The 23,398-nt window shown below is 53.0% G+C and carries 18 protein-coding genes and 1 pseudogene; 12 read left to right on the top strand and 7 right to left on the bottom strand.

What is annotated here, in order from left to right; translation table 11 throughout:
• Positions 1-2 precede the first annotated feature (2 nt).
• A complete protein-coding gene (locus HYT77_02910; GenBank protein ID MBI2066944.1) occupies positions 3-1,013 on the bottom strand; it encodes a hypothetical protein in 1,011 nt (336 codons plus the stop codon).
• Positions 1,014-1,110: 97 nt separating this feature from the next.
• Here HYT77_02910 and HYT77_02915 point away from each other — a divergent pair, with 97 nt between their 5' ends.
• Both HYT77_02915 and hemB read left to right on the top strand, forming a co-directional pair.
• A complete protein-coding gene (locus HYT77_02915; GenBank protein MBI2066945.1) occupies positions 1,111-1,722 on the top strand; it encodes a hypothetical protein in 612 nt (203 codons plus the stop codon).
• Positions 1,723-2,337: 615 nt separating this feature from the next.
• Positions 2,338-3,369, top strand: a complete 1,032-nt coding sequence (hemB, locus tag HYT77_02920; GenBank protein ID MBI2066946.1) for a porphobilinogen synthase — start codon at positions 2,338-2,340, stop codon at positions 3,367-3,369.
• Between the two features lie 17 nt (positions 3,370-3,386).
• On the opposite strand, the gene HYT77_02925 is transcribed toward hemB, so the two are convergent.
• The 4 genes from HYT77_02925 to HYT77_02940 are packed head-to-tail and all read right to left on the bottom strand — an operon-like array spanning position 3,387 to position 7,968.
• The gene (locus HYT77_02925; GenBank protein MBI2066947.1) at positions 3,387-3,683 is read right to left on the bottom strand and encodes a hypothetical protein; all 297 of its coding nucleotides are present in this window, start codon (positions 3,681-3,683) and stop codon (positions 3,387-3,389) included.
• Positions 3,680-4,249: a hypothetical protein gene (locus HYT77_02930; protein ID MBI2066948.1), complete on the bottom strand. Its 570-nt coding sequence runs from the start codon at positions 4,247-4,249 to the stop codon at positions 3,680-3,682. The genes HYT77_02925 and HYT77_02930 overlap by 4 nt, the downstream gene beginning before the upstream one ends.
• Positions 4,236-5,474 (bottom strand): hypothetical protein, encoded by a 1,239-nt coding sequence (locus HYT77_02935; GenBank protein ID MBI2066949.1) that lies wholly within the window; start codon positions 5,472-5,474, stop codon positions 4,236-4,238. Before HYT77_02935 ends, HYT77_02930 begins: the two co-directional genes overlap by 14 nt.
• A 13-nt stretch (positions 5,475-5,487) precedes the next feature.
• Positions 5,488-7,968 (bottom strand): hypothetical protein, encoded by a 2,481-nt coding sequence (locus HYT77_02940; GenBank protein ID MBI2066950.1) that lies wholly within the window; start codon positions 7,966-7,968, stop codon positions 5,488-5,490.
• 144 nt (positions 7,969-8,112) lie between these two features.
• Between HYT77_02940 and HYT77_02945 the strand changes: the two genes are divergently transcribed.
• The 4 genes from HYT77_02945 to HYT77_02960 are packed head-to-tail and all read left to right on the top strand — an operon-like array spanning position 8,113 to position 11,210.
• Positions 8,113-8,379 carry a hypothetical protein gene (locus HYT77_02945; GenBank protein ID MBI2066951.1) on the top strand — a complete coding sequence of 89 codons (267 nt, stop codon included), beginning with the start codon at positions 8,113-8,115 and terminating at the stop codon, positions 8,377-8,379.
• A gap of 38 nt (positions 8,380-8,417) precedes the next feature.
• On the top strand, positions 8,418-10,361 hold the full coding sequence (feoB, locus tag HYT77_02950) for a ferrous iron transport protein B (GenBank protein ID MBI2066952.1): 1,944 nt from the start codon (positions 8,418-8,420) through the stop codon (positions 10,359-10,361).
• Positions 10,358-10,564, top strand: a complete 207-nt coding sequence (locus tag HYT77_02955; GenBank protein ID MBI2066953.1) for a hypothetical protein — start codon at positions 10,358-10,360, stop codon at positions 10,562-10,564. Before feoB ends, HYT77_02955 begins: the two co-directional genes overlap by 4 nt.
• Positions 10,545-11,210, top strand: coding sequence for a FeoA domain-containing protein (locus HYT77_02960; GenBank protein ID MBI2066954.1), 666 nt, complete (start codon positions 10,545-10,547; stop codon positions 11,208-11,210). The genes HYT77_02955 and HYT77_02960 overlap by 20 nt, the downstream gene beginning before the upstream one ends.
• Positions 11,211-11,344: 134 nt before the next feature.
• Here the strand turns inward: HYT77_02960 and hemG are convergent, their stop codons facing one another.
• Positions 11,345-12,676, bottom strand: a complete 1,332-nt coding sequence (hemG, locus tag HYT77_02965) for a protoporphyrinogen oxidase (protein MBI2066955.1) — start codon at positions 12,674-12,676, stop codon at positions 11,345-11,347.
• A 111-nt stretch (positions 12,677-12,787) separates the two neighbouring features.
• On the opposite strand from hemG, the pseudogene gltA reads away from it, so the two are divergent.
• The 6 genes and pseudogenes from gltA (at position 12,788) to HYT77_02995 (ending at position 21,622) form a co-directional block, all read left to right on the top strand.
• Positions 12,788-15,706, top strand: a pseudogene (gene gltA / locus HYT77_02970) (NADPH-dependent glutamate synthase).
• Entirely contained in the window at positions 15,703-16,986 is a 1,284-nt protein-coding gene (locus tag HYT77_02975; protein ID MBI2066956.1) for a citrate synthase, read from the top strand. Before gltA ends, HYT77_02975 begins: the two are co-directional and overlap by 4 nt.
• Positions 16,987-17,937 carry a 2-oxoacid:acceptor oxidoreductase family protein gene (locus HYT77_02980; GenBank protein MBI2066957.1) on the top strand — a complete coding sequence of 317 codons (951 nt, stop codon included), beginning with the start codon at positions 16,987-16,989 and terminating at the stop codon, positions 17,935-17,937.
• A 3-nt stretch (positions 17,938-17,940) separates the two neighbouring features.
• Positions 17,941-19,260 carry a hypothetical protein gene (locus tag HYT77_02985; protein ID MBI2066958.1) on the top strand — a complete coding sequence of 440 codons (1,320 nt, stop codon included), beginning with the start codon at positions 17,941-17,943 and terminating at the stop codon, positions 19,258-19,260.
• Positions 19,261-19,262: 2 nt separating this feature from the next.
• Positions 19,263-20,294 carry a hypothetical protein gene (locus HYT77_02990; protein MBI2066959.1) on the top strand — a complete coding sequence of 344 codons (1,032 nt, stop codon included), beginning with the start codon at positions 19,263-19,265 and terminating at the stop codon, positions 20,292-20,294.
• A gap of 101 nt (positions 20,295-20,395) precedes the next feature.
• Positions 20,396-21,622, top strand: coding sequence for a hypothetical protein (locus HYT77_02995; GenBank protein MBI2066960.1), 1,227 nt, complete (start codon positions 20,396-20,398; stop codon positions 21,620-21,622).
• Positions 21,623-21,694: 72 nt separating this feature from the next.
• On the opposite strand, the gene HYT77_03000 is transcribed toward HYT77_02995, so the two are convergent.
• Positions 21,695-23,320 (bottom strand): indolepyruvate/phenylpyruvate decarboxylase, encoded by a 1,626-nt coding sequence (locus HYT77_03000; protein ID MBI2066961.1) that lies wholly within the window; start codon positions 23,318-23,320, stop codon positions 21,695-21,697.
• Between the last annotated feature and the right edge of the window lie 78 nt (positions 23,321-23,398).

Genomic DNA, 23,398 nt, shown 5'->3' on the forward strand with positions numbered 1-23,398 from the left:
TATTAAAAACCAAATGGTCCGAGGTAGGTGGTACGGGCGGGATCTTTCCAATAACTCCTTGCCAGTTTTCTTCCCGATCCCTCTTTGTCCACCTTCTCGAGCCGTGTTTTTAACTTCCTTAATCTTTTTTTATCGGCAGAGGGAAGAGCCTTTTTGCCTCTTTGGTAGAGGTCCAGGAGGGCCAACCCAAAATGTTGTTTTTTGGGGAGTTCCACTTCAATCCAGGTGATTAGCTCGTTTTCAGGCAGGGAATCACTGAGCCACAAGAGAGATCGGGCGGCATTCCAGAAGTCAAGAGTAACGTAGGCCGTCTCCTTGTTGTAGGAGACCTCCCAAATCTTCTGCACGGCGTCTCTGATTTTTTGTGAGTGGGCATCCGAAATATTGAGTTTTCCCAAGAAACGTGAGCGGAAGAGGGGATCATCAGGCCATTTGGACTGTTCAGCAACGACCGCCATGACAATCCCATATTCAAACGATTCCCCTTCAAAAGGGTAGGTCGTCAGGATCGCCCTGATCTGCTCTCCATCGCACCCCCCTCCGGCAAGACCTGCCACTACAAAGTAGGGGAGGGGGCCGTTTGAGGCGGGTCCACCAAAAATCTCCTGATAGGTATTCGCCTCCTGTCCATTCGGAAGAAAACAGGCGTGCTCCTGGGTCCACTTTTTCGAAAGTGCCCTTGTGAGCGAGAGAAAATCGGTATCGGCATAAAAAGGCTGAAGTGTTTCGGCGAGGTCCAGTAGCTGATTCCGGGAGTAGGGGTACTGATTATTCAGCACAAAATAGGATTGGATCTCCTCCCGATAGGCACCGACAAGCCCCCATCGAACCTCCCCCTCCCGATCCCCTGTAATCCCTTTACGACTTAATTCTTCAACGAGGGGTGGGATCGCCTTGTAGGTATCTTCCTTAAGGGAGCTGATCCAGGCCTCGGTATATTCGTCAAGCGTACGGCAGGATGGCGTGTCTTCTTTCTCGCAAGGGGGCTGTCGCAGGATCGCTTCGAGCATCACTCCTTGATTCGTCTCTCTTAAGGCACAAGTTGTTTTATTTCTTGAATTGACTCGGATACTCTTTTGATCAAAAAGGTTTTCTTGATGGGGAGGTTTTATGGGAACAATAGAGGGTAAGGCCGTTGATCGGGCGATTCAGGATTATATCAACCGCTTTGTGCGGGAGAACCGGGCCGCACAGGTTTTTGCGGAGTCTCTTGAGTTAAGCGGTGTCGGTCTCTATCCGTTGGTTGATCACATCACCGTTCGGACGTTTGATGTCGACAAGCGGGCCAAGGAGTTTTTGGCCCTTGGTTTTGAATACGATCGGGAGATCGGCGTGCTCGAATACGACAACTGGTGGGCCAAGGTTTATCGAAAGCCAGGTTATCCGGCGATTTTTGTGGATCAGGCCTACTCCGGTAAGAGGGGAGAGGGGTGTGTGATTCCGCCGTGGGTCGAGAAGTTCGGTGACAAGACGCTTCATCATATTGCGGTACGCGTGAATGACATTGAGAAGGCGATCTCCTTTTTGAAGGCAAAACAGGTTGATTGTGTGGGAGAGATTGTCGGCGCGCGGGGGAGTTATCTCCGGCAGATTTTTACCAAGTCAGAGGTTCGGGACGGCAAACCGTTTTCGGTCCTCGAACTGACCGAGCGCCATGAAGGATATCTCGGTTTCCTGCCGCCGCAGGCGGATGGGCTCATGAAGTCGTCGATTAAGATCTAGATTTCTACCACTGGCCCGCTCCGCCTGTCCTTAGGAGATGCAGAGCCCCTGTGGTCATTCTTTCTACAGTATCGGCCGCGTAAGAAGGTGGGTGTCCTAGCGTAGTTAACAACGCTTCCAGCTCATTTCTCCATCGACTGGCATCAGCGATGTCTTTCGGAGGTGAGACCAGCCTTAGAGCTATTGTAAAATCCCAGCGTCTTATCTCGTCAATTCGATCTACAGCGAATAGAAGATTAGCCCCTCGTCCGCTGCTGCCCCTAAGGTCATGAATAATTTGACGCGGTAGCGACTTTTGAGGCAGCCCTCTGATAGAAACCTCCCTCGCGAGTGTCCCTACAGAGATGATTCCTGCTCTTGCACGGTCGAGCAACGAAGCGATTCTCGCGACGTCAATGGGAGTCTTTGCCTCGCTTGCCAGGAGCTGGAATCCCTCATCCAGGTAGTTTAAGACCAACCTTTCACCCGCAGATAATGCCCTTCCAATCATATCTTCCTCCTTCTCCTTTTAAGTCTTAATGCCGCATATGCGGAACGCCAACGCAGTAGTTATCGTCCCTTTAATAAACTTGTTGCGTCATTTTTTTAAAACAGGTAAATTCTCAAGGGATTTCAATGGGTTTTCCAACAACACGTCTGCGAAGGCTTAGGGTGAGTGAGACACTCCGCCGGATGATTCGTGAGACCCGGCTTCTGCCTGATCAACTGATCCAGCCGTTCTTTGTGGTGCATGGGAGAGATGTTCGAAAACCGATCCGGTCGATGCCGGGGGTTTATCAGTTATCAGTCGACACCCTCATCAAAGAGGCAAAGGAGAGTTACAAACTCGGCATCCCTGCCATCATTCTGTTTGGAATTCCGAAGAAGAAGGACGAACAGGCGTCCGAGGCGTATGATCTGGACGGGATTGTCCAGCGCGCAGTGAGAGAGATCAAATCAAAGATTCCTGGATTGGTTGTTATTACGGACGTCTGTTTGTGTGAGTATATGAGCCATGGGCACTGTGGTGTTGTGAAATCCACCCAACCCCCATTTGTCCTTCGACAGAGCTCAGGACAAGTCAAAGGGGGAAAGAGGGGGGATTTTATAATTGATAATGATTCCTCTCTAGAACTCCTCACAAAAACCGCCCTCTCCCACGCCGAGGCGGGGGCGGATATCGTTGCCCCCTCTGACATGATGGACGGTCGCGTGAAGGCAATTCGTGAAGGACTCGATCAATCCGGTTTTCAAAATACCATCCTCTTGAGTTATGCGGTCAAACATGCCTCCGCCTTCTACGGTCCGTTTCGGGAGGCGGCCGAGTCGGCCCCTAAATTTGGAGATCGAAAGACCTATCAGATGGACCCGGCCAACGCTCGTGAGGCGATCCGCGAGGCGCGCCTTGATGCTGAAGAGGGGGCCGACATCATCATGGTGAAACCGGCTGGCCCCTCGCTGGACCTGATTGCCGCGGTTCGTTGTTCCGTGAATTTGCCCGTGGCGGCCTATCAGGTCAGTGGTGAGTATGCGATGATCAAGGCGGCGGCCGAGAAGGGGTGGTTGGATGAAAAGGCGGCGATGTTGGAGAGCCTAACTGCGATTCGTCGTGCGGGGGCGGATTTGATTGTGACTTATTTTGCCAGAGAGACGGCACGATCACTTTAAATTTTATGCTTTAGATCTTACGGAACCCCGTTGGTTCCGTGGCAGGCGGGGCAGCCGGTGTTTCCTTGTGAGATCGCCTGGTTATAAACGGCCGTGATATCGACCGTGCCACCTGTTCGGTCAACAAGATGCACATTCTCGAGGTTGTGGCATGTCGTGCAGTCGGCGCGTCCCCATCCGCCCGTGTGTTCAACCTCCGTCACGACCAACCCCTCCGGCGAGTCCAGCAGATTGCCGTAGTCTTCTCCTTCATTGAGCTCACTCCCGAGACATCCGGAGAGAAGTAGGATCAGGATAAAAAGAAGAGGGTTCATCGCTTGGAACTCCCGCGCCCGGCGTGACATTCCTGACAAAAGGTTACGGTGTGACAGGCATCACACCTCCGGGGATTTGCCCGTGCTTCAATAGAATGGAAAAGTCTGAAATTTCTGCGATGAACCTTTTCGGAAACAGTGTCACGCCGCTTGTGGCAGTTGATACAGAACGTGGCATTAGTATGGCAGGTCTTGCATTCTTCCGGATTTTGTTTGGCCGGAACCTGATGTTGGCGGGTCCAGTCAACACGATGGCTCTGAGGCTTGGGAGGTCCCTCCTTGTGGCAAAGAGAACAGTCTTTGGTTGCCTCAATAATCGGTTTGGGGCTGTTGTGACAAAGATGACATCCGGCCTTGTTGACCTTGCTTCTGTCTCCGTAGGAGTCGGGATCGGCATGGCAGGTCTCACAGGCAACAGAAAGCGACTCAAAGATCCCCGTGTGCATTTCGTGGTTGTAGAGATCAAAGGGGTGGGGAGGCTTCTTTTTTTTGGCCAGGGAGGGAGAGGCGACGAGCAGGAGCGCGGTGATCAGAAAGAGGAGTCGTTCTTTGTTAAATTTTTCCATAGTGGTAATCCAGTTTTAAAGAACCGCGAACATCGCGGTCAAAAAGGTTGTTTCGGTTGTACTCAGCGCCTCCGGAGATCTTCCAGTTTTCTGCGGGCCGGTAACCAGTCCAGAGAACGGTGGAGAAGGCCTGGTCGTTGTCGCTGGTGATCTTTGTATAGGTGGCAAAATCAGCGCTTAGTTCGGATGAGAATTTCTCGTTCCATTCCTCCATCAGTGAGCATTTTGCGCCATGAACGGTTCCTCCAAAGCTGTTCAAAAAATAGTAAGAGGGATGAATGAGCAGTCCGAGTTGATCAAAGGTGAGAGGAAAGCCGGCCTCAAGAAGGTGTCCCTTTCGCTCGGTCTCTTCTTCGATCTCGTTTATCTGATAGGAGTAGCTTCCGATGAAATCCATCCATTCTTCGACGAGTGTTGAGGTTAGTGCAAAACGTCCTGAGATCGTCTCGCCTTGCGTAAAGAGACTAAGGATACTCGGGCGGTTGGTCTCCCGGTTGGCGTTGAAATAGTTTCCTTCCACGTTAACTGACAGACGCCGGTGAGCAGTTAGTTCTAAACCGGCCGTACCCGTCTCCAGTACCTTTGAGGAGAGATTATATTCCGCCAACCCATAAATTTGTGGTTTTATTTTTGAATTCCATCGTCTGGAGAGATCTGCGCCAAGACGTAGTTCATCATTACGTCCCAGATCGGCAACTCCCCAGTCATTTTTCCGCCAGGCGGCGTGCAGTCCCCCCCTGGTTCCAAACTCTTCCTTGAGGCGTATGGAGAGGCCGGTCAGCAGGCCATCGTCTTTGTTGAAATCCCCCTCCTCAACGGTCCTTGGAATCCCGCCGTAAACGGAGAGACGAAGCGGGCCGGCTGGTAGCAATTCTGCCCGGAGGCCATCCAGCATCTCTGTTGCGAACCCTTCGCTTAAGAATTGACGACCGAAGGTGATACTGGTCGTGGTCAGCGGTTGAAACTGAAGAAGGGCCTGATAAAGGTCGGCGTCGTCTAATCCCTGGTCGAGATCACGGAAGAGACGAAAAGAGGTCTCGCCACGCCAGCGGCCTGCTTGATAGCCGGCGCCAGCATACCCATTCAGTGGGACCTCTACCTCCTCCCTTGTATTTTGACGTCCCTGTCCGAGTAGCGTTACCTCCGCATGGAACGGTTCGGCAAAAATCGGAAGCGACCAGAGGAGGAGGATAATTCCCAGACCTTTAGTGGTCACTTTAGGCATATCTGTTCTTTACTTACCTTCGTTGATGACAGGTAGTACAAAATGCGGATAAAAAACGAGGTTCGACCGGTGTCGTACCGTGGCACTGGGTGCAACGGTCGGTATCACCATCGAGGATCGCCTGGCGGGCATTTGGATGCGCAGTGCTTGCCCAGCGGCCGCTTCGTTCACAACATCCCAAATGGGAGACCGCCCCATAATGCTCATGACAACTGGCACAATCCTTGACGGGATCTCCAGCGCCGCGGAAGTTGTCTCCATGGCATGAGGCGCACGCATTCTGTCTCGCCTCGGTCCCGTCATCGAGCCACTCGTTTATAATAAAACCAAATCCATGCCGCCTCGCCGATAGCCAATCGGAAAGATGTGGATAGTTGATGTGGCAACTGGCGCAAGCAGGGGCCCGTGCATCACGGCCCCGATCGAAGTTAAGGTGACAAACGACACAAGAACTGGCGGCTCCGGCAGGACCAGTACGGTAAGCGGTTCCATGACTTCCTCCATCACTGTTGGACCAATCCGGATCGGAAAGATGTTCCGAGAATCCACTGTGACATGTTCCACCGCAAGAGACCCCCGAGGCACCTCCCTGATAATTGCTACCATGACAAACGGAACAACGATTGGGAGAATCTGGAAAGCCGGCATCCTTTTGTGCAAGGAATGATTCACCATGTCGACTCATGTGGATTATAGAAGAGTCCCAGCAGATGTTTCCATTTCCGTCACAAAAATCTTCGTCACCCTCTTCACAGGGACGACAAAGCTGTTCTACGACCTGTCTCTCTCCAACCCACTCGTCACTCCTTGAGGAATGCGGGAACTCGGTATGACAGGAGTAGCAAGAGGGGGCGGCTTCGTTGCCCGTCAATGATTCACCATGACACCTCTCACCACAGACTCGACGATTGGCGGAATTCAGGGCGGTTTGGCCATGACCCGTTGTTTCCCAATTCGGGATCAATCCGTGGGGATAAAACCCGGCGTGGCAGTCAAGACAACTTCGGGCAGCGGCGTAGCCGCTTCTATCTGCCTGATGACAGTTGAGACAATCGGCATACCCTTCTGCCAGGACCTGTGAGCCGTGGCGGTTTCTTTCGGCCCAGTTGGCGGGATGAAGATTGGCATGACAGCCGTTGCAACTGGGGCCTCGTGTGACACCTCCTGCCGGTATGAGTCCTTCTCCATGACAGTGAGATGTGGCACACCCTTCCTGTCCAAAGTCCCGGACATAAAGGGTGTGGCCTTGGGGGCCGCCGTCCCTGTTCATCCAGCCGGTCGGATGTGGGTAGGCCCTGTGGCAGGAGTAACAGGAGCTGTTTGTCCTGATTCCCCCCGCGAGTTCACGGCCATGACAGAGTGTGCATTCTGCGGTGGAATGACTGAAGGTATATTCCCCATGTTGTTCAAAGTCACGCCAGGCGGCTCCTTCACGACCTCGATGAAGGAACGGATAGGGAGGGTGACAGCTCGAACAGTTCTCCCCGTTAACAAGGCGCTCGCCGCTCTCTCCATGGCATCGTTGACATGTCTCAGTACTTCCTTGCCGTCTCTGTTGGACCCTCTCTCCATGTCCTCCCTGAAACGGAAGCCACTCGTCTCTTGCGGGATGGGGGTAGTCTTCGTGACAGGAGAAGCAGTTTCTTTGGTTCAAGAGACGGCTGAAATCCTCTCCGTGACATCTTTGGCAAAGGTCGTTTCCATATTCACGGGCAACCGCTTTGTGCCCTTCGCTCCAATTTTCCTTGTGGGGATAGACGAGGTGACAGCTGTCACAGGAGATTTTAGAGGCGCCGCCCGCGAGATCATTGCCATGACATCCGGTTGCGCATCCGGCCTTTCCATCCTTAAGGACCTTGTCACCATGTCGGTCGGGACGGGCCCAGGTATCAGAGTGGGGATATAATTCATGGCAAGAATAACAGTTCGCCGCCCTCTCACCGCCGCGGAAATCGACCCCATGACAATTTTGACAGAGCTTTTTCCCTTCACCGAGTGCGGTAGCGCCGTGCTCTCCGATCTCTTTCCAGTTGTCAGGATGGGGATAGGTGGCGTGACATTGCACGCAGGAGACCTGTGAGAGGCCCCCTTTAAAGTCGGCTCCATGACATGTTGTGGCACATTCTCTTCTCCCCTTTTCTACTACGTGGCCTCCATGGGAGCCCTTCTCTATCCAACCTTGTTGATGGGGGAAGAGGGGATGACAACCCTGACAGGCTGGTGCCCCTGTTTTTTTAGAATCTTCCGATGCATGACATGGCAGGCATGAGGCAACCCCTCGCTCCGTTGCGGAGGTTCCGTGGGAAGCGGGACTGCTCCAATTTTCTGGGTGGGGGAAAAGGGCGGGAAGGGAGGCTGCCTCTCCCGGCATGAGATTAGGAGAGGCCGGTTCCGAAGTTTTGGAGGTTGCTTTTCTCTTGGCACAACCAGGAGCAACGATAAGAAGGAGCAAAACAATCCCTGCCCAAATCAAACTCCTTTTTTTTGGGGGCATCACTTAGGAACTCCTTTTCGTTCTAATTCTGCTGCAATTCTAAATTGTTAGCGCCTAGAGTCATATGATCATCATCATATGAAAACTATTTGAAGAGCAGGGGTAAAAGGCATACACTTCCCCCTGTGGATTGGGGGTGGTCTCATGCCCGGCCTGTATGTCAAGTTTGAGATTTTACCCGACGAGTTTTTATCCCATCTTACGGAGGCCGCCTACCGTGTTGCATTAAGACAAGGACTGAAAGGCTCCTTTCTTGATTTTGAGCTCTGCCTCAGAAAAGAAATTTGTGATGTAATTCAAAGGGATATGCTCGTTTCAGATCTTTGTGGGCTTTATACAATCTGTGAAGAAGCGATGAAGTGTCAGCCTTGGTCACGTGAGGCGGAGAATATCTACCACGGAGAACGCTAGCCCTTGTCACCTGTCCCGATAGGTTCTAAGTTATCGGGATGACCCACGCGGAAGATAATACAATTGCCCTGATCGGAAACCCCAATGTGGGAAAGAGTGTTGTCTTTGGTTTTTTGACGGGCCGCTATGCAACGGTCTCCAACTATCCAGGAACGACTGTTGAGATTACTCGGGGAGAAGCAAAGTGTCATGGAAAGCCGTTTTCCCTCATCGATACCCCCGGCATCAATTCGCTCGTCCCTTCCTCCGATGAAGAGGTGGTTACGAGGGACCTGGTCCTCAATAATCGTTTGAAAGGTGTCGTTCAGGTGGCGGATATGAAGAATCTCCACCGCGCCCTTCACCTCTCTCTCCAGCTGGTTGAGATGCAGATTCCGTTCCTCCTTGATCTCAATATGGAGGATGAGGCGTCCTCCCGCGGTATTGAAGTTGATGTGGCAGATCTTGAATCTCGTTTAGGAGTTCCCGTCATCAAGACGGTAGCGATTCAAAAAAAGGGGCTTGGTCTTCTCAAGGATAAAATAGATTCCCTCTGTTCTTCCCGATTCTGTTTTTCTTATCCTGAGAAGATTGAGGAGGCGATACGGAGTATCGAGCCGCTTCTCTTGGAGGGGGCTGTCTCCAGGCGGTTTCTGGCGGTCTCCCTCCTGTCGGGGGATGAGAGCCTCGAGCGGTCTCTTCAGGGATCGGTTTCGGAAGAAAGATTACGGTCGATTCGTCAGATCTGTCTTGAGACATCACGACATTACGCGCAACCCCTCTCCTATCTGATTGAGTCCAGAAGAATGCGGAGTGCCGCCGAATTGATGAATGCAGTCTTGAGGAAACAAGCAGGAGTAAAACGGGATGCGTTGGAGGCGTTGGGGAAGATTTCGATGCATCCCCTTTGGGGCTATCCGATTTTGGCGGGGGTGCTTTTTCTCCTTTACGAATTCGTTGGGAATCTCGGGGCGCAGATCGGGGTTGATTGGCTCGAAAATGGTATTTTCGGACAATACCTGAACCCTTGGGCGATCGATATTTTCTCGAGGCTTTTTTCGTTCCTGCCGATTCTCCGGGATCTCTTTGTTGGAGAGTACGGTTTAATCACAATGGGACTCACCTATGCGCTCGCAATTGTCTTTCCAATTGTGCTTACCTTTTTTCTCTTCTTCAGTGTTCTTGAGGATTCCGGCTATCTGCCGCGACTCGCGGTCCTGATGCACCGGCTCTTTCAAAAGATCGGTCTGAACGGCAAGGCGGTTGTGCCGATGGTCTTGGGTCTTGGGTGTGACACCATGGCGACCCTTTCTGTTCGCATTCTTGAGACAAAAAAAGAGAAAATCATTCTAACACTTCTACTCGCACTCGGCGTCCCTTGTTCCGCGCAACTGGGGATTATCCTCGGGATGCTCTCGGCACTTCCTCCTTGGGCTACGTTTGTCTGGCTCTTGCTCATTGCGGGGGTGATTCTCGGGGTTGGGGCATTAGCGGCACGACTCTTGCCGGGCGAGGCGGCAGGCTTCCTCATGGAAGTGCCTCCACTTCGAAGGCCGACGCTTGCCAATATCATCACAAAAACCCTGGCACGTCTTGAGTGGTACTTAAAAGAGGTGATTCCAATTTTTCTTGCCGGGACATTCTTTCTTTTTCTTCTTGATCAGCTCCAATGGCTTCCTAAAATAAGGAACTTCGGCAACCCGCTTGTGGTGGGGCTCTTGGGGCTTCCTTCGGAGGCAACCGAGGCGTTCTTGATCGGATTCTTAAGAAGGGATTACGGGGCGACCCGCTTTTTCGACCTTTTCCAAAAGGGAGGGATTGACGCAGTCCAGGCGATCGTTGCGCTTGTTGTGATGACCCTTTTTGTCCCCTGCCTCGCGAACTTTCTCATGATTGTGAAGGAGCGGGGAACGAAAGTAGCGCTCGGAATTGTGGCCTTTATCTATCCGTTCTCTTTCGCAATCGGCGCTGCCCTGAATGCCGTCTTGAGGAGACTGGTATGACACAATGTCCCCTTTGTCAGAAAAAATTTGACGAATCGACCTGCTGTATCGGATGTGGGCTCCGAAAAGGGTGTACGCTCATCCGGTGTCCCTCGTGTCAGTATGAGTTTGTAGAGAGGTCCGCGTTGGTCGATCTTTTTCAGAGGGTTGTTCGTGCCCTTCGGCGGTGGTATGGAGGAAAAGATGAAAAAACGGCTCCCTGAAATGGACGAGTTTTTGGAGCGTATCTGGACCCAGAGGGAAAGAGGCTCTTCCAAAAAAGAATCGGTTATTGCGGCGACCCCTGTTTCCCACGCGGAGCGCTGGTTATCGGCCCTGGAGAAGGAACGGTTGATTCATGTCGAGGGGGAACGTCTTGAACTGACTTCCGCCGGCGAACAGGAGGCGGAGAAGATTATTCGAAGGCATCGGTTGACGGAACGTCTCTTCTCGGACCTTTTTGAGACGTCGGAGGAGGTCTGGGAAAAGGATGCCTGTGAACTGGAACATGAATCGGTTCTGTCAGAAGAGGCGATCAGCGCAATTTGTGCCTTTCTGGGACATCCCCCCACCTGTCCGCATGGTCGTCCGATCCCGCGGGGGAGATGCTGTTCGGAGTCAGCTCAGGAACTGACTCCCTTTGTGGTGCCGCTCCATCAGGCGTCGAACAACGGATTTTATCGGGTTGTTTTCATAACCCCCAAGGGGCACGCGCCGCTCGATCGACTGGCCTCGCTCGGGCTCCTGCCGGGGCGGATCGTTCGGATTATTCAGAAAAAGCCGGTGGTGGTCGTCCGAGTAGATGAAACAGAAGTGGCATTGGACGACGAGATTGTTCGTAACATTTTCGTTCGCAAGGCCCTTTCATAGGTGTGTTGAAAAATGACTTTTGGGGACTGTTCAAAAATGCCCAGCTGCAAGGCACCCCGAGGAGCCGCGACGCAGGCGTACTTGAGGGTACGTCGAGGAGCCGGCGACGAGGAGAACGCAGCAGATGGCATTTTTCAACAGTCCCATAGAACCTGCGATATGGCGTGGGCGACTGTTCGGGGAAGACTCACCCCGCCCAGATAATTCCCAACCAATTTTAAGGATTGGAGTGTACGAAGTTCTTGAGAAATAGCCTCCAGGATCCGGTTGTGTCCAAGATTGTATTGGGGGATGGCTGCGGTATGTCGGCGTAGTTCCAGAAGATCGATCGTTTCATGGAGTGAGAGGACCGAAGAGGTCTCATCGAGGATCTTTTGAACAAGCCGGTCTCTCTCCTCCTCAACGATTTGTCGGTTTCTCGCCCCTCCGGCGTAGACGGTAACATAGTGATGCTGTTTATCGGTAAAAAGGGAAGGGAAGGAGCTGGAGTTCCAAAGAATGCCGAGGATCTGACGCTTTTCGGCGGTGGGGATCAGAAGCCCGAAGCCAGAGAGCCGGTTTTTCTCGTTTCGCCTGATCCGGAGGTGTGCGGTGACAAGCGGGGCATACTGGACCTGCCAGAGAAGATCGGCGAGAGAAGGGGTCTGGTTTTGAAATAATCGGGCAGCCTCATAGGCGGGGACGGCGAGATACAATTTTTCCGTTTCGTAAGTCGCCTTGTTCGTCAAGACCTGAAATCCCCGTGGCAGGCGAACAATTGATTGTACCGCCTCGTTTCGATGAAAATTCTCTTCCCCCATTTTTGAGGAGGCCTCCGCAAAAATGGAACCGAGCCCTCCTCGTATCTGATAGAGTGAGGAGGGAGGACCTCCTGTTTTTTTCTTACGGATGAGATGCCGGAGCAGAGAGCCGGATTTGATTTCAGCCTCCCTCATGGTGGGAAAGGCGGCGTCCAGTGAGAGCTGTGAGGAGTCTCCGGCAAAAATTCCGGAGACAAACGGATCGGCGAACGATTGGGCCGTCTCCCGCCCGAAGTGCCTTAAGAAAAAATCGAAGACCGATTCCTCCCCCTGTTGTCGGGGAGAGGCATAAAACAGCTCTCTCAAAAAACGAAACTTTCCGTTCCAGGAGAGGGCGTCGGTTGTGAACAATTCAAACGGATTCGAGGGGAGGCGGCTTATCTGACCTCGTTTGAGGATGAACCGTTGTTTGGCCTCCGGAGCGGGGGAGAGCAACGAATCCTTCATCCCGAGTGCTTCAATCATCTCCAGGATCATCGGAGGTTCTGCCAAGAAGGAGGAGGGTCCCATCTCAAGCAATCCTCCGGAGATTCGCTTTGTCTCCACCTTGCCGCCGAGTCGTGGTGAAGATTCAAGGAGGAGAAACTCCTCTTTCTTTTTCCAAAGGCAGAGGGCGACGGTCACTCCCGCGATACCGCCTCCCACGATCAAGGAACGGATTTTCATTGAAGTCCCCACTTTTTCACCCCTTGTCTCCTTCTGGTCTGATCAGGCTCATCTAGTCGACTGATCTCCATCATGTCGATTGTTCCTGAATACAACCAGAATGAATTTACCATGTATCCCATCCTGGAGCGGGAGGTGTTGGCCCCTTCTACCTATCTTTACATTCTTAAGGCAACGGATCTGTCTCGTGCCTGTCAGCCGGGTCAATTTGTGATTGTCCGTCTTCGAAAAGGGGGAGAGAGGATCCCCCTGACGATTGCCGATTTCGATCGTGAACGAGGCACGATTACGCTTGTTGTTAAAGTGATCGGAAAGACGACGGCCGAGATGGCGACTTTTGAGAGGGGAAGTTTTCTTCTGGATTGTGTGGGGCCGCTGGGACAACCGACCGAAGTTTTGCCGCTTAATCATGTCGTTCTTGTTGGTGGTGGGCTGGGGGTTGCCCCTCTCTTTCCGATTCTTCGCGGATTTCACGAGGCGGGTTCTTACCTCACGACAATCCTTGGCTTTCGATCCAAAAAGGATGCCTTTTGGGAGGGGAAATTTACCCGTTTCAGCGACCGACTTCTCCTCATGACAGAGGACGGTTCGTCCGGAGAGAAGGGAACGACGGTCGATGGGCTTCGTGACCTTGTTGACAAAAGTCCGATCGATCGGGTCATCACCATCGGTCCGCTGGCGATGATGCAGGCGATTGCCGAGGTGACGCGACCGTGGAAAATAACCACGATCGCCTCGATCAATCCGATCATGGTTGACGGGATCGGGATGTGTGGCTCCTGCCGCGTGAGAATGGGGGAACAGGTTCTCTTTGCCTGCGTCGACGGTCCCGACATGGATGCCCACCAGGTTGATTTTGAAGAGCTTAAGATCCGTCAATGCCGCTTTCAGGTTGAAGAGAGGGAGGCGTATCGGCGCTATCAGGAAGACTGCGGATTGCGCCAGAAAGGGATGTTGTCCTCATGACCGGGGTACCGAAAAAACTGAAACCTCAAAGAATTTTGATGAGGGAGATCTTCGCCTCCATCCGTTTAAAGAGTTTTGAGGAGGTGAATGAAGGGTACACCTTTGAGATGGCGCGTGAAGAGGCGACACGGTGTCTTTTCTGTAAAAAGCCGCTCTGTATCCAGGGCTGTCCCGTTGGCATCGATATTCCGGGGTTCATTCGAAAGATTGTTGAGAACGATCTTCCAGCCGCCCATTCGGTTCTTCGGGAATCGAATCCACTCCCGGCGGTCTGCGGTCGCGTTTGTCCCCAGGAGACGCAATGTGAGGCGAAGTGTGTGGTTGGCCGAAAGGGAGACCCTGTCGCCATCGGATGGCTTGAGCGCTTTGTCGGTGATTGGGGGATTGATAACCTTCACGAACATGAAAAAAAATTGTCTCGTCAGGAGAGCGGCAAGGTCGCCATTATTGGATCGGGCCCTGCCGGGCTTGCCTGCGCCCATGATCTTGCGCGTGCGGGTCTCTCGGTCACCATTTTTGAAGCATTGCACGAGGCGGGTGGCGTTCTTGCCTACGGGATCCCCGCTTTTCGTCTTCGGAGAAGAGTTGTTTACGAGGAGATCAGTGCCTTGCAGAGACTCGGTGTTCATTTTGAATTTAATGTCCTCATCGGTCGTCTGTTTACGATTGAACAGCTCCTGAAGGAGAAAGGATTTCAAGCGGTCTTTATCGGGACGGGGGCCGGTCTTCCCAAGTTTATGGGAATTCCGGGGGAGTATTTGTGCGGTGTGATGAGTGCCAACGAATTTTTGACACGGGCCAACCTGATGCATGGCACCGATCATCGTGATACGCCTGTCGGCATGGGGAAAACGGTTGCGGTGATCGGTGCGGGGAATACGGCCCTCGATTCAGCGCGGATTGCGCTGCGCCTTGGGGCCTCCCGCGTCCAGATTGTCTATCGGCGGACGGAAAAAGAGTCGCCGGCTCGGATCGAAGAGTTGCGGCATGCGAAAGAGGAGGGGATCGATTTTCAATGGTTGACCAATCCGGTAGCGCTTGTGGGGGATGCGGTGGGACGTTTGACCGGAATGAAATGTGTCCGGATGGAGCTCGGAGCGCCGGATGAAAGTGGCCGTCGGGCACCCAGACCGGTTCCTGGTTCTGAATTTTTGATCGATCTTGATACGGTCATCTATGCCCTGGGGACCGTTGCCAATCCGATCATCGGCCGGACGACTTTAGGACTGAAGACCAATCGATGGGGATATATCGAGATTGATCCGGAAACTGCGATGACCTCGCTCCCCGGTGTCTTTGCGGGGGGAGATATTGTGACAGGAGCCGCGACCGTTATCCTGGCGCTTGGAGCCGGCCGGCGTGCCGCCCGTGGAATTTTGAGCTACATTGAGAAATTAAAAACATCTGTCTTGCCAGGGAGAGAGGAGGGGGATCGTTATGCCATCTCAGTGTCCTAAATGCCATGAAGTGCTGGACGAGGATTATGTCTGTTGTGCTGGTGTTGAGTTCCAGTGGCGATGCAAAGACTGTTGTAAACGGAGTCGGGGATTTGCCATCCCGTTTGGCCAGTGTGAGTTGTGCGGAGGGAGTCTTGAAAAAATCTGTGAGGAATCTCCCTCCGATGCAAGAATCGCTATTCTGCAGGAGGCGTTTCAGATTGAGGTGGGCAGCAGTCTCTTTTATCAGCGTCTTGCCGAGGCGGTTGATGATCCGGAATCGGCCGACTTCTTTGAGGAGATGGCCGAGATGGAGAGGGAACATGCGTCAGAACTTAGCAAAAAATACCATCTTCACCTGGGAGACAGGGTCTTTCAGGACACCGGTCGACCGCTCCCCTATCCGTTTTTTGAGGACCTTTGTTTCTTTAACGAATCGGGGGAGATCCGTCGTCTCTTTGATTGCGCGATTCGACTCGAGAAAAAGACCCTGACATTTTTTGAGAACAAGGTGCCATTGATCCCGGAGGGGCGTGAGAGAGAACTCTATCAAGAACTTGCGGCCGAAGAGAGGGAACATATTGTACTCCTGGAATCGAGGAGGGACCGAACAGGAGGGGTTCTATGACGAAACTTTTGATCACCGATGAGCGAACGGGGCGGAAGTACGAGGTGCCAGTCCATGACGGGACGGTCGACGGGAAGGTCTTCCACAGTATTCGTACGAACGGGTCAGACCCGGGGCTCCTCGTCTACGACCCCGCCTATTTTAATACGGCTGCCTGCCGGAGTTCCGTGACCTATATTGACGGGGATCGCGGGATTCTCCTCTATCGCGGCTACCCGATTGAACAGCTCGCAGAGAAGAGCCACTACCTGGAGGTTGCCTGCCTGCTCATTCATGGTGAGTTGCCGACACAAAACGCCCTTGCCCGATGGACGGAACAGGTAACGGTCCACACGATGCTCCACGAGAACTTGAAGAAATTTATGGATGGTTTTCTCTACGATGCCCACCCGATGGGTATTTTGGTCAGCACGCTGGCGGCCCTCTCCACCTTTTATAAGGATGCCAAGCAGGTGGAGGATCCCGAAGTAAGGCGTCTTCAGATGATCCGGTTGATTGGCAAGATGATCACGCTGGCGGCCTACAGTTATCGGCACAGCATGGGGCTTCCTTATGTGATGCCAGATAATGATCTCTCTTATGCGGGGAATTTTCTCAGCATGATGTTCAAGATGGCGGAACCTAAATACAAGCCGCACCCCGTACTCGAGAGGGCACTCGACATGCTGTTTGTCCTGCATGCCGATCATGAACAGAACGCCAGTACGAGTGTCATGCGGAGTGCCGGGAGTACGCGCGGGGATCCGTTTACGACAACGGCGGCCGCGGCTGCGACGCTTTATGGCCCACTTCATGGGGGGGCGAACGAGGCGGTCTTGAAGATGCTCCGTGAGATCGATTCGGTTAAAAATGTGCCGGAATTTTTGAAAAAAGTTGTTTCTGGTGAGCGGCGCCTGAGCGGTTTTGGACATCGGGTTTACAAGAACTACGATCCACGCGGAAGGATCATCAAACGGATGGCGTATGAGGTGTTTGAGGTGACCGGAAAAAATCCGTTGCTTGATATTGCCCTTGAGCTGGAACGGATCGCCCTCCAGGACGACTATTTTGTGAGCCGTAAGCTTTACCCTAATGTTGATTTCTATTCCGGGCTTATCTACCAGTCGATGAAATTTCCGGTGGAGATGTTTCCGGTCCTTTTTGCGATTGGTCGGACGGCTGGTTGGTTGGCCCAGTGGGAGGAGATGATCCAGGATTCGGAACAGAAGATTGCAAGGCCGCGCCAGATCTATACCGGTGCGCCGCTTCGCGAATATCAATTGATCGGAAAGAGGGGCTAGATGGTACTTCAAAGCGGCATTTTGGGACGTCTGGAGGAAGGGGCAACGATTGACCTTCGGGCCGATGGGAAGGCGGGGAGTGGTCTTGTGATGATCCTCCAGACCTTTGCCGATGCGGTCTCCCGTGGAGGGATCTATCAATCGCAGGAGTGGCCGTTTTTCAGCTCGGCCCGGAAGGGGGCGAACGTCAGGGTTTTTTTAAGGATCGGGAAGGGGCCTATCCATGTGACCTGCCAGATCGAGAGACCGGACATCGCTGTTTTGGTGACGGAAAGAACGGGAACCGAGATCGATTTTGCCGGTGGGATGTCGGATGGGTTCTACGTTATCAATACGGAGCGCTCTCCCCTGGAGATCGCCAAATCGTTTCAACTGCGTGGAGAGATTTTTACGGTGGCCGGGGATCGATTGGGGCAAGAGTTTCTTGGACGTCCGATTCCAAACATCTCCGTTCTGGCTGCCTTGCAGAAGGCACTACCGCTGATCTCGGTTGAGCAGCTCCTTGAGGCGTTGACGGAGACCGGTCGGAAAAGGAGACTTGCGGATCGCTATCTCTTGGCGAATCAGAGCTGTTTCCGCTCCTCTTTAAAGGAGGTTCGTCACGCAACAGTTTTGGGGGAGGAGGGCTGGACCCATCCGCTTCCCGCTTTTGCAGGGTATAGAGGATATCCGATTGGGGGACAGAGCCGGCTTCGGACGAGTCTCACGAATCAGACTGCCAATTATGCCCCGCCGGGGAGAAGGCTCGTTTTTAGTGATCCGCTCGATCGATGTAATGGTTGTAGTCTCTGTATTTTTAATTGCCCGGAGGGGATCATCGAATTTGAGCCGCATGAAAAGCTCGGAGTTCGTGTGACGGGTGCCAAGTCGAACCAGTTTTGCAAATTGTGCCGGGAATGTATTGAGGTCTGCCCGGTTGAGCTGTTTTCTGAGATGAGGGAAGGGGCCTGAAAGATGCGGTTCAATCAGAAAGAGACAGAATTATTGCATGGCAAGTCATTTGCCGAGGTTGTTGATCTTGATTTGCTACGACGCTTACACCCTCCTCTCTATGAGAAGGCGACACAGGTGCAGAAGGACGGGAACGAGGCGGCCGCGATCGCCTCACTCCAGTTTTGGCGATCACCGATCTACGCCGGTTTTCCGATCACCCCCTCCACCAAGTGGCTTGAAACGATTGCTGCCAAGATTCACAGTGGAAAATTTGTGATCGATCTGAATGGACGGAGGGTCAGCACCAAAAAGATCAAGCAGTTGGAGGCGGAGCATGCGGTTGCTGATTATATGGTGGGAGCGGCGGCTGCCTGCAGGGACCTCCTCTTTATTACTGCTACCTCGTCGGTCGGACTCGACCATATGACCGAGACGACAAAATCGATCGGTTCGAGCGGTCTCGGGAATGTCATGCTCATCAATGTTTGTCGGGCGACCGCCAACTATCCGCTTTGCATTGAAGGAGATCCTTCCGATACTTTTGGACACCGGGATGACGGTTGGATCCAGGTCGTTTGTCGGGGGAAACAACAGATTTACGATACCCTCCTTCAACTCCCCTGTGTCGGGATGAATCCGGATGTCCTGATCCCGACGATGCCGGCCTATTACGGGATTAAAGACAGTCATCGGAGCGAGGTCTTTCAGGTGGAACCGGATCGCAAGATCCATGAGTTTCAGGACTTTCTGATTCCGAACCGATCCCCTCTCCCCGGCTTGATTGACGGAGATACCTCCATGGGAAACTGCGTGACCAGCGAGCATTTTCAGGGATTCAAGTGGGGGCAGAAAAAACGGATTGAACGGGTCCTCGGGGTTCTTGAGACGGTGGCCAGAGGTTTTGAGGGTTGTTTTGGCCGTCCCGGGATTTCCCCCTTTGAGGAGTATTTTATAGAAGATCATCCCTCCCGAATTTTGGTCACGATGGGACCCGATTCCGGAACGGCGTACGAGGTTGTAAGACAAAAGAGAAAAAAGGGAGAGAGGATCGGACTGCTTGTTGTCCGCCTCCTCACTCCGTTTCCTTCGGCTCATCTGCGGGAGATTCTCAAATCGGCGGAGGTTATTGGCGTTGTGAACAACGCCTTTCAGACGGAACGTGGTCACCTGACCGCTTTGGTCAGCGATGCGTTGTCGGGGTTGCCCATCAAGGTCACCGGGCTTTTTGCCGGATTGGGTGGTGCCGATATCTCCGTCGGTTCCTGGGAGAAGATCGTCTCATTGCTCTCGGGGGATGAGGAATCGGACGGACGTTTTGTCCATCAGGGGGTCGTTGTATGAGTATGACGAAGACCAGGCCTGTGATTCCCTACAAGGAGCTTGCCAAAAAACAGAGTTGCTTCAGGCCGGGCTCGACCCTTTGTGTCGGTTGTATGGAGTCGATCGCCTTTCAGGATATTGGCCGTGCGACTGATAACGGGGTTAAAACAATTTATTCGATGGGGACCTTCTGTGGCGAGGTCTCGACCCTTTTCTGGCCCCATGTTATTGCCTGGGGTCGTGGGGATCAGGAGCCGGAGCGATTTGAGGACTCCTTCTCCATTATTCACAATGTCTTTGAGTCGGCGCCGACCGTGGCGGAGGGGATACGCGATACAGCCGACCTCCTGTTCGATCTGGGGGCGTTGAAAAAGCCGATTCAGGTCATTGCCAATTCCGGTGACGGGGGGGCGCTTGTGATCGGGCTCCGATCGCTTCTCCACACGATTGCGCGCCGTACCCGGATTACGATTGTTGTGCTGATCAACGAGTTTTTTGCGAACACCGGGTTTCAGTATGCGGTGACAGCAACGCCTCACTCAGAGACCTCGACAACACCGGCGGGTGACTGGATCCATGGAAACAGTGCAGAACCGATCAATCACATCGGTCTTGCACTTATGGCGGGGGCTGGTTTTGTTGCCCAGGTCTCTCCCGCGTTTCCTAAGGATTTTACCGAGGCGTGCGAAAAGGCGTTGGCCTGTTCGGAGACGGCGGTCCTTTTTATTCCGTCTCCTTGTATTGCCGGGTGGAAGTTTGAAGAGGGGCGAACCATTGAACTGGCAAAACTTGCTGCCGAGTCGGGAATATTCCCCCTCTTTATAAAGGAGAAGGGGAAGGAGGGGAGGGTGCGCCCGGCCTCGTCGAATCCCCAGAACAGAACAGCACTCCTCCGTTTTTTAGCAGCCCAGCAACGGTTCAATCATCTCGTCCGAGAGGAGAAGGAGGGGAGTCTCGTGATCCTCCCCGGTCGTGAACAGGAGGTTCGCGAGATAGAGAACTGGACAGACCGAAATATCAAAAGCTTAAGCCGTCTGGCGGAGTGGAATTTTTAAACTGACGAGAATTATATTGTCACCTGATCTCAATCATATGTAAACGATTGTTGACAGGAGTAAAAGGCGAAGCAAGAAAAATTTAAAAAAAAGGAGAGTCTATGAACAAAATAAAAAGGATGGGAAGCGTCGCGGCCTGGGGGATCCTGTTTTTTGGGTTACTCCATGTTAATGCAGCCTTTGAGTTTCAGAGCGCCGAGGCGCTCGCTCAATGGGCGAGGAAGTATAACGTAAATTGCCAGACCTGTCATACCGCCTTTCCGCGGTTGAATTACTTTGGTGAAAAGTTCAAGAGAAACGGTTATCAGATGCCAGGTTCCCGTGATGGGGATGAGACGAAACAGAACGTTGGGAATCTCTGGTATGACAAGCTCGGTCATTTCCTTGGGATTAGAACGAATGTCAATGCTATCCGTTATGAGGCGAATGCCCTCACCAACAATACCCGTCCCCGTCTGAGTGTTGGAAACCCCAACTGGATCCAGTTTTTTACGGGGGGCAGCATCTTTAAGGATGCCTCGGTTTTTGTGGAAACCGAAATCTTGCCGACAGAGGCTGAGATCAACTGGTTTAGTCTCGGTTATCACAACCTGTTTGATTCCTCCCTTCTGAATGTCAGGGTTGGGAGAATCTCTCCGATGGAGAATCTGGGGCAATCCGGTCGACTCCGAATGATTCCGAATATCCGGATTGAGACTATTTCCGGGATCGCCAGCTCAGGTGGTGCTGCGGCTCCGGAGGATTCTGTTCCGCTCGCGAGTGCTCAGTCCTCCCTGGAGACTTATGGCTATCAAGGTCCATTCCTCTATTCGCTCGGCGTGACGAATGGTGCCCAGTTGACTGACGTTAACAAGTTCAAGAACTTCTTTGGGACCCTTCGTTGGGAGAAGGAGGATGGAGCATTGGCAGGAAGTAATATTGGCACTTGGGGTTATCTTGGTTGGGACACAACCGCTGCCAACACTCAGAGCAACAGATTTTGGCGGACCGCCGGTTCGGCCAATCTTCGTTATGAGAAATGGGATGTCATTGGGCTCTTTATCTATGGGAAGGATGATAATTGGAATCTTTCGACCGGTTTGGATCAGACCTCCAAAGGGGCTTCAGGCCAGGTCGGTTATCTTTTGACCGAACGATGGTTCCCTGCCCTCCAGTATGACTGGGTCGATGGGACCGATGGCTCCGATAATTTCAATCGGGTCAGTCCTGCGATTACCTTTATGCCTCGAGAGAACATGAGGTTTGATCTGATCGGCCGGTTTGATCTTCGTGATACGGCCGGTGGTCGTCGTCATGAAGGGCAGATCAATATTCGGAGTATGTTTTAGCTAGAGTCGGTGAGCATACTCCTCTCCTAGGTCCCACCATCGTGATTACGATGGTGGGGCTTTTTTGTTTGTTCAAATTTCCTCCGCAAACCTTTTGAGCGTCCTGGTGATATCTCGCGGTTGAAGCAAGACCTCGATTAAGGAAAATTGGTCTGAGCGATACGCCTTCTGAACGGCTTCTTTAAATTCAGAAGCCGTTTTGACCCGAAAACCGTTTCCACCCCAGAGCCTGGCCATTTCGGCATAAGGCCAATTGACCAATTTATTATATTTTGCCTCGGGGAGGAAGGTCTCCAGCATCACCCAGCTTTGATTGTTGAGAACGATGATGATCGGGTTGATCCCGTAACGTCGGCAGTGAGAAATTTCAGGCCCGGTCATCTGAAAGGCGCCGTCTCCAACCAGGACGATCGGTCTCTCGCCTGTCCCGAGTTGAACCCCCAGGGCGGAAGGGACGGCGAATCCCATGGTGGCGTAGTAGGTAGAGGCCATGACGCGTTCCGACTCGATTTCATAAGAGGCGAGCAGGGCGTCCCCCGTATCGGCGATGACAATCATCTGCTTTTCCGTCTTCAGGAAGTTGTTGAGGAGATCGACAACGTCCTGGATCTTGATTGGCGCACCGGGAGGGGGGGCGGTCGGCAGGGGAGATTTGTGATGAGGCAAAACGGTCCCCTTCTTTATTTTGCCCCGGTATTTTTCAAGGACCTGATCCAGGAGGTGACTCAAGGGAACCCGTTCATATTTGTGATGCCCGATCAGCAGTTCACCTCCGATACATTGAATAACCTTTTTAGGGCTGATCCCTCGCAGGCGGGCCGCCATGTTGGTGTCGGAAAAGAGGACACCGAGCATCAGGAGACAGTCGGAGCGCTCCACCGCCTCGCGAACCACCGGTTCACTGGCAAAGCCGAGATAAGTCCCAAGGTATTGGGGATGCTTCGGGGGGAAGGTCCCTCGCGCCAGGAACGAGGAGACAACGGGGCAGCCAATTTTTTCTGCAAGGGCAACTGTTTTTTCGGTCAACCCCCGTCGCTGGACCTCGATCCCTACCATGAGGCAGGGCTGTTCTGAATCCTGCAGGCGCGAGACGATCTCGAGAGAGGCCTCTTCAATGCCGGCCTCATCAACCGATGGAAGGCTCTTCTTCGGTCTCTTGGGATGGAGAATTGGTGCGTTGCAGAGGTCGCGTGGGACCTCCAAATAAACAGGGCGCATGAAGTCAGTTGCTGCCTGAAGCGCCTCCTGAATCCTGGTGGCGGCGGTTTTGGGGTCGTCCAGAATTGCTGAATAGCAGGTGAGTTCCTCATAGATATTGAGTTGACCCGTGAGTGCCTTCACCTGGTGGTGCAGGAGGATCCCCTCTTTTACTTTTTCTTGACGGTAAGGCCCGCCGCTGATGACGACCAAAGGGACCATTTCGGCATAAGCGCAGGCGACCTGATTGACCATGCTGAACGCCCCGACCCCATAAGTGACACAGGCAACCCCCAGGCATCGGCCGGCCCTGGCATGGGCCTGCGCGGCGAAGCCGATTCCGGCCTCCGTAGAGAGGGTAATCAGCTTAAGGTCGGAACGCTTCTCGATTTCATGACAGAAGGTGAGGACATAATCGCCAGGCAATGCGAAGATCGTCGAGACACCGTGGTCCACGAGGGAATCGAGAAGATAGGTGGCGAGTGTTAGAGGAGGGCTCATTTTTCCGTGCAAAAAACTCCCCAAGTGATAAGGGGGGACGGCCAGGAGATCAACATGAATTTTAGAACAGAAAACCCC

This window comes from Deltaproteobacteria bacterium, assembly GCA_016180855.1.
Lineage (GTDB): Bacteria > UBA10199 > UBA10199 > JACPAL01 > JACPAL01 > JACPAL01.

Coding starts and splice junctions, on each gene's coding strand:
- HYT77_02955 (MBI2066953.1), top strand. CDS start 10,358: ATGACACAATGTCCCCTTTGTCAGAAAAAATTTGACGAATCGACCTGC.
- HYT77_02975 (MBI2066956.1), top strand. CDS start 15,703: ATGACGAAACTTTTGATCACCGATGAGCGAACGGGGCGGAAGTACGAG.
- HYT77_02930 (MBI2066948.1), bottom strand. CDS start 4,249: ATGGAAAAATTTAACAAAGAACGACTCCTCTTTCTGATCACCGCGCTC.
- HYT77_02990 (MBI2066959.1), top strand. CDS start 19,263: ATGACGAAGACCAGGCCTGTGATTCCCTACAAGGAGCTTGCCAAAAAA.
- HYT77_02940 (MBI2066950.1), bottom strand. CDS start 7,968: ATGCCCCCAAAAAAAAGGAGTTTGATTTGGGCAGGGATTGTTTTGCTC.
- HYT77_02945 (MBI2066951.1), top strand. CDS start 8,113: ATGCCCGGCCTGTATGTCAAGTTTGAGATTTTACCCGACGAGTTTTTA.
- HYT77_02915 (MBI2066945.1), top strand. CDS start 1,111: ATGGGAACAATAGAGGGTAAGGCCGTTGATCGGGCGATTCAGGATTAT.
- HYT77_03000 (MBI2066961.1), bottom strand. CDS start 23,320: ATGAGCCCTCCTCTAACACTCGCCACCTATCTTCTCGATTCCCTCGTG.
- HYT77_02980 (MBI2066957.1), top strand. CDS start 16,987: ATGGTACTTCAAAGCGGCATTTTGGGACGTCTGGAGGAAGGGGCAACG.
- HYT77_02985 (MBI2066958.1), top strand. CDS start 17,941: ATGCGGTTCAATCAGAAAGAGACAGAATTATTGCATGGCAAGTCATTT.
- feoB (MBI2066952.1), top strand. CDS start 8,418: ATGACCCACGCGGAAGATAATACAATTGCCCTGATCGGAAACCCCAAT.
- HYT77_02935 (MBI2066949.1), bottom strand. CDS start 5,474: ATGCCTAAAGTGACCACTAAAGGTCTGGGAATTATCCTCCTCCTCTGG.
- HYT77_02960 (MBI2066954.1), top strand. CDS start 10,545: ATGAAAAAACGGCTCCCTGAAATGGACGAGTTTTTGGAGCGTATCTGG.
- hemB (MBI2066946.1), top strand. CDS start 2,338: ATGGGTTTTCCAACAACACGTCTGCGAAGGCTTAGGGTGAGTGAGACA.
- HYT77_02925 (MBI2066947.1), bottom strand. CDS start 3,683: ATGAACCCTCTTCTTTTTATCCTGATCCTACTTCTCTCCGGATGTCTC.
- HYT77_02995 (MBI2066960.1), top strand. CDS start 20,396: ATGAACAAAATAAAAAGGATGGGAAGCGTCGCGGCCTGGGGGATCCTG.
- hemG (MBI2066955.1), bottom strand. CDS start 12,676: ATGAAAATCCGTTCCTTGATCGTGGGAGGCGGTATCGCGGGAGTGACC.